Below are 6,623 nucleotides of genomic sequence, written 5' to 3'. Positions count from 1 at the left end.
TTTTAAAGCATTACTAATTAGATATGAGGCTAAAGCTTTAAACTGGCTTTGTCTAAATATTATAGGGATAGCTGTCTGTTTTGTAAGAAAAATAAATCGTCAACTAAAATGTTAGACAAGTTCACAATTAAAAATCCGTTATTTTGCCTCTAATTACTTTAATTTTTTCACGATTTTTAATTGTGCTCAAACAGGAAATGACTGTATAAGGATGCAATCTTTAGTTGTTATTTTAATAATGTTATATGTAGTTGATTTTATCAAAAAGATTTAAATTAGGCCAACAATCATCTTATTCAAACCTGCCAATTTATTAAATTATGAAAAGAAACGAATTTATACAGAAAAGTTTTCAAAGCCTGATAGGACTGGCTCTTTTAGATTCTATATCCACAAATGCTTTTGGCGCTGAAAAGCTGACCGTACAACAGATTATCGATACTATTCTTAAAAATTATGCGGGTGAACCTATCAAGAATACTAACGATACCATTAAAGCCGGCAGCGTTGATATGGTGGTAAGTGGAATAGTAACTACTATGTTCCCGAGCGTAGAGGTAATCAGAAAAGCGCATAGCATAGGTGCCAATTTTCTGATTGTGCATGAGCCTACTTATTATAACGGTAGCGATAACAAGACACTGGTGGAAAACAATACGCAGGTAAAACTGAAAGAAGAATTACTGCAACAACTTAATATGACTATCTGGCGTTTTCATGATTATGCCCATGCCATGCGGCCCGATTTTGTGAGTTATGGAGTGGCAAAGAGTGTAGACTGGTTGAAGTATTATGAGATTGGTTCTCCTATATTGAATATCCCCGAATCTTCTTTGAAAAATATAGTAAAGCTATTTAAAAAGGGCTTAAAAATTAATCATTTAAGATATATAGGCAAGGATGATAAGCCTTGCAAAAAAGTGGCATTGTTACCGGGTGCGTGGGGAGGCTCACGACAAATGTCTACGCTGGTCAATCAAAAGCCTGATGTCATTATAGTAGGAGAGGCCGTAGAATGGGAAACCGTAGAGTTTATCAGAGACTGCCAGAGCTTAGGACATGAAGCCGCCATGATTGTACTAGGCCATAGCGTAAGCGAAGAACCGGGTATGGTGTATTTTGCTGAATGGCTGACAAAGAAAATCTCAGATTTGAAGGTGACACATATCCCTTCGAATGACCCTTTTAAATGGGATTAGGGAATTAATAAAAAAACAAACCGTCCGACAGTTTACTATCGGACGGCATGCTGTAATTATCACAAGATCAGTACAAATTCTCCGGATTGCTGATTTGGATAAGTTTTATTTTACCTGCTGAACCTGGTACCGGGGCAGTAATACTCGGCGCACCTGTTTCGGCAATACCTGCGCTTCCACCATTTCCGCCGCAACCTCCTCCGGCTCCGGCCGCAGAAGAATTGACACTACCGCCACTATTATCATTTGCTCCGCCTGCACCTCCGGATACACTTACAGTACCTTGCGTAATAGTTGGTGCAGCAAATATAACGATGCCGCCACCACCACCGCCACCGCCAGGTCTGTCATTAACGCCTGAAGTCACTATACCATTCGAACCATTTCCACCTTTGGCATTCAGTGCGCCTGAATTAGTAACTGAGGTCTTTGATAGCAGAACTATTATCCCGCCACCGCCTCCACCGCAACCATTGGCGTTGGATCCCGTATTATTGGTAATGCCATTTCCTCCATTCGCATTGATTGTCCCGGCTATGGTTATAGCCCCTTTGGCATAGATAGCGAATGTGCCTCCTCCTGAACCACCATAATTATCTCCACCAGTAATTACGTATGCCCCATTCGAGCCTCCGTATAGAGGAATATTAATTAAGCTTGGAATACTCGCTTCCGCTATTGCCCTTGAATACACATCGATAGTTCCTGAGGCATTTCTTGCTACCCCCTTTTCACCCGGCGCAAAAGTTGAAGGCTCAGCTCCTGCTACATTTATGGTTCCGTTAATAGTTACGCTACCTGAGCTTCTCAGTTTTGTTCCCGTAGGCACAGTAAATGTTACACCCGCATTCACAGTTATACTTGAAAACTGATAGTTGAATGATGCCGGTGGCGAGGTAGTCCAGTTCGTATTACTTGAAATAGTAAGCGCTCCAGCTGAGCCATCTCCATAAATATTTATGGCATCAGAGCTGCCTCCGCTGCTTGGGGTAACCCATTGCGTATTATAATTAGTATTATCTACTTTAGCCAATACCTGTCCTGTCGTTCCACCTGTCGGAACACCCGCCCCTGTAGGCCCTTGTGCGCCGGTGCCACCAGTGGCTCCTGTTGGTCCGACAGGCCCTTGCGGCCCTATAAGTCCTTGTGGTCCCTGCGGCCCTGTTGGCCCGGTGGCTCCAGTCGCACCGGTTACCCCAGTATATCCAGTTACACCAATGGCTCCAGTTGGTCCGACAGGCCCTTGTGGCCCTGTTGGCCCAGTAGCACCAGTTAAACCAGCAGGTCCTGTTGGTCCCGTAGCTCCATTAGCACCTGTTGAACCTGTAGCACCTCTTGCTCCGGTTGGTCCGTCAACTCCTTGAGCACCCGTTGCCCCGGTTGGTCCGGTTACACCAGTGGCCCCTGTAGGTCCTGCGATACCTTGTGGTCCTGCTGGCCCCGTTGGTCCGATAGCACCATTAGTACCTGCTGGCCCGGTTGCACCAGTTACTCCGGTGGCACCCGTTGGTCCTGCGATACCTTGTGGTCCTGCTGGCCCCGTTGGTCCGGTAGCTCCATTAGCACCTGTTGAACCAGTGGCACCTCTTGCCCCAGTAAGTCCGATAATTCCTTGAGGACCTGTTGCCCCGGTGGCCCCTGTAGGTCCTGCGATACCTTGCGGTCCTGCTGGTCCTGTTGGTCCGGTAGCTCCATTAGCACCTGCTGGCCCGGTTGCCCCGGTTGGTCCGGTGGCCCCTGTAGGTCCTGCGATACCTTGCGGTCCTGCTGGTCCTGTTGGTCCGGTAGCTCCATTAGCACCTGCCGAACCTGTTGCGCCAGTGGCACCTCTTGCTCCGGTAAGTCCGATAATTCCTTGAGGTCCTGTTGCACCAGTTGGTCCGGTGGCCCCTGTAGGTCCTGCGATACCTTGCGTTCCTGTTGGTCCTGTTGGTCCTGTTGCGCCATTGGCACCCGTAGCACCTGTTGCACCTCTTGCCCCAGTAAGTCCGATAATTCCTTGAGGTCCTGTTGCACCAGTTGGTCCGGTGGCACCTGTAGGTCCTGCGATACCTTGTGGTCCTGCTGGCCCCTGTGGTCCGATAGCTCCATTAGTACCTGCTGGCCCAGTGGCACCCGTTGGTCCTGCGATACCTTGCGGTCCTGTTGGTCCGGTAGCTCCATTAGCACCTGTTGAACCAGTGGCACCTCTTGCTCCGGTAAGTCCGATAATTCCTTGAGGACCTGTTGCCCCAGTTGGTCCGGTGGCCCCTGTAGGTCCTGCAATACCTTGAGGACCTGCTGGCCCTTGCGGCCCTGTTGCTCCATTGGCTCCGGCTGGGCCTGTTGGTCCGGTAGCTCCATTAGCACCTGTTGAACCAGTGGCACCTCTTGCTCCGGTAAGGCCGATCATTCCTTGAGGTCCTGTTGCGCCAGTTGGTCCGGTGGCCCCTGTAGGTCCTGCAATACCTTGCGGCCCTGTTGCTCCATTAGTGCCAGCTGGTCCTGTTGCCCCAGTTAGCCCAGTAGGTCCTGCGATGCCTTGCGGTCCTTGTGGCCCGGTAGCTCCATTAGCCCCCGCTGGCCCAGTAGCACCTGCTATACCTGTAGCTCCGGTGGCTCCTGTAGGTCCCGCGATACCTTGGGGTCCTGCTGGTCCTTGTGGTCCTGTAGCGCCATTGGCACCCGTAGCACCTGTTGCGCCTCTTGCCCCTGTAGGTCCGGCAACTCCTTGTGGCCCGGTCGCTCCGGTTGGTCCTACCGCGCCTGTGGCTCCGGTATTGCCTGTCGGGCCTATGGGTCCCTGTGGTCCCGTTGGCCCTGTGGCGCCTGGGGTGCCGCTGGTAGCTGCATATAGGGCATAAGGGACACTCATCATCTGACTTGCCCCCAGGTTAATATAATTGCTTCCGGCATTGGGGTCAATTTCTACTTGTAGAAATTGACTGCCATTGCTCCAGTTGATTCCTCCGAAAGTTCCTGTCTGTGCTGTCCCGTTTCCTACCGTTAGTGTAAACAGACCCAGGTTGTTGGTGGTAACAGTGTGTGTTTCTGCATAAACAATTGTCCCATTGATGCCCCCTGAAAGAATATTGAACCGCACACTGATGTTCTGGTTGACCAGCACATTCCCGCTCCCGTTTCTTGCAATGGCCTGATAGGGAATCCCCGGCGGTGCCTGTGCATAGAGCATAATAGGAATGATGAATAATAGCAAAAGGATATTTTTTTTCATAAACTATTGATTGAGAGTGATTCGTGGATAATTAGTTATTGCTACAGGCTTCTATCTGCGCTTTAAAAACACCACCGGCCTGGGTTTCAAAACCGGGCGTTAAAACCACGGCCTTGCCTGCCTGATAGGTGATATTAGCAGTATTGCCCACTTTATTAGCGGCATTGATGGTGCTTACTACCTGTTTGATTTCAGTATTGCCTGTCACATAATCATTGTCAGGGCTCTCCAGATAAGCATGCTGAGGGTTTATTTTTAATTGCGACATAGTCGGATTTCCGGCATATACCTGATTAGAAGATACTACCCGTATCAGATAATTTCCTCCCTCCGGCGTATTTAGCGGGATGGTACAATTGACTGTTCCGGCAGCGTTGGTAACTCCTATGGTCGTAGGATTTTCGAATATGCCCTCCGGGTCTGATAATTGTACTTCAAATTGATTGGCGGGGTTAAATGTCCCGGTAGCCGTAAAACTTACGTCAACATTACTACCTGCGCAGATAGTAGGAGTAGAGACCGTAGGCATTGAAATTGTAGCAATATTGCCCACAATCGTAAAGTGGGTTGCCACAGGCCCGTAGGTCATACCGCCACCTTTGTTATCCTGGGCATAACCTGTTACAGTGAGGGTATAATTCCCCGGAATGAAATTCCGGCCATACACATGATCCCCTATATTATCGAACAGTGCACTTGGGTGAATATTCTGAATAATGTTCCAGTTGAATTCGGGGCCTTGCAGATTCATCTCAAAACTTCCGATGGGTACATTACTGCAAACGCCTGTAACCAGTATGGATACCTGCTCGGGTATCTGATTGATGGTCATTCCGTTTACTAGTGGAAATAAATTCTGATATGGATTGCCTGATTTTACATACTGATAATCAACTACGCTCAGGCATATACTGGTGTTCTGCTGAAAACCTTGTGTGGCTGATAATCCACTGCCCGTCAATTCGGTTATAAAGGTTTCACCCAAGGTCCAGGATATCTGTAGATTTCCTGCAGCACTATATCCACCTGACGAAGCAATCACCTGAGGCGAGACCTGCACTTGGGCATTCAATTGATAGGCCGATTGTATGAGCAAAAGAAATACTATAGTGGTAAAGTGTGTTTTCATGAAAAGATTGTGCTAAATGAACATATTAGGTTCATAGATGAATCTGCCAAAATATTTAAAGAGAGCCTTTATAAACGTAAGTCTTGTGTGACGTCTGATACTAAAGAAGCATCAGCTCAGAAATAATCTGATTACAAAGCGAAAGGCATGTTTAAAATCGCAGCTTTTTAAGAGGGACAAGCAAAACTTATGATATCTATAATTAATATCCTAACTACAGATTATCAAAAGTAGGGAAATGAAAAAGTATTGTCAATAAAAAAACAAAGGATTTATCGAGCGTATTGATTTCTTGGAAAAGTACAATGTTTTTTGTGCGTAGAAAGCAAATATACCTTTTAGGTAGATTTTATTGATAGGGAGGAGGGGTCATGGCCAGAAAATACTAAAAGTCAGTTGTTCACTTTTTTCAGTTTAAAATCTCCAGTATTTGCAGGTGGTTCTCCTGTAGTCCACAAATAGCCATTTTTTATTACTACATCAAATTCAAGGTTTTCACCACCCGAAAAGGCAGGAGCAGAGCCCAATGGAATTTTAAATACTAATGGTTTTTGCGTGATAGGATTTTTTCTTTCGATAGCAATAGTAATGAAATTCTTCCCAGGTGAGCTGTTCAATAGGTTTTTATTAATTTTTATCTTTATATAACGATCGCCTACCACATTTCTCTTATAATTATTATATTCTTCAAAATTATACTCTTTAAAACTTCCGTTACTATAAGCTATCTTTATCTTACCAAGCTTATTAATGACATTACTATCAAGAGAAACAAAAATGGAATCTCTACGGGTTTTATTCGAAAACTGTCCGATTGTCATGGTGGCTGAAATATGAAATAAAGTATCATTCAATTTTTGTATTTTTCCATAGTGGTCAGCATAAGTACCTATATCCTCACGACTATACACAAAGTCTATTGTACTGTCCGGATTAATACGCAATAAACAATCATCCTGAAAATCCGGAATTCGTCCACTGTAAAGCTGTCCGAACAGAGTATGGCTTAGCAATATAAATATTGCAGAAAACAGTTTCAGATAAGGATATTTGATAGCCATAAGATAAAGCGTTAGTAAAT

Annotated in this window: 4 protein-coding genes; 1 reads left to right on the top strand and 3 read right to left on the bottom strand. The window is 45.9% G+C overall.

All coding sequences use genetic code 11. The features are described 5' to 3' along the window. Positions 1-320: 320 nt before the first annotated feature. A complete protein-coding gene (locus D0T08_RS04935; protein ID WP_116981456.1) occupies positions 321-1,199 on the top strand; it encodes a Nif3-like dinuclear metal center hexameric protein in 879 nt (292 codons plus the stop codon). A gap of 67 nt (positions 1,200-1,266) precedes the next feature. Here the strand turns inward: D0T08_RS04935 and D0T08_RS28120 are convergent, their stop codons facing one another. The 3 genes from D0T08_RS28120 to D0T08_RS04905 form a co-directional block, all read right to left on the bottom strand. Beyond that, positions 1,267-4,413, bottom strand: coding sequence for a hypothetical protein (locus D0T08_RS28120; protein ID WP_304465951.1), 3,147 nt, complete (start codon positions 4,411-4,413; stop codon positions 1,267-1,269). A 31-nt stretch (positions 4,414-4,444) separates the two neighbouring features. Continuing rightward, the gene (locus D0T08_RS04910) at positions 4,445-5,542 is read right to left on the bottom strand and encodes a 3-coathanger stack domain-containing protein (protein ID WP_116981453.1); all 1,098 of its coding nucleotides are present in this window, start codon (positions 5,540-5,542) and stop codon (positions 4,445-4,447) included. 392 nt (positions 5,543-5,934) lie between these two features. Then, the gene (locus tag D0T08_RS04905) at positions 5,935-6,603 is read right to left on the bottom strand and encodes a hypothetical protein (RefSeq protein WP_116981452.1); all 669 of its coding nucleotides are present in this window, start codon (positions 6,601-6,603) and stop codon (positions 5,935-5,937) included. Between the last annotated feature and the right edge of the window lie 20 nt (positions 6,604-6,623).

Source organism: Emticicia sp. C21 (assembly GCF_003418935.1).
GTDB lineage: Bacteria > Bacteroidota > Bacteroidia > Cytophagales > Spirosomataceae > Emticicia.
This window is presented reverse-complemented; position numbering and strand designations above follow the sequence as displayed.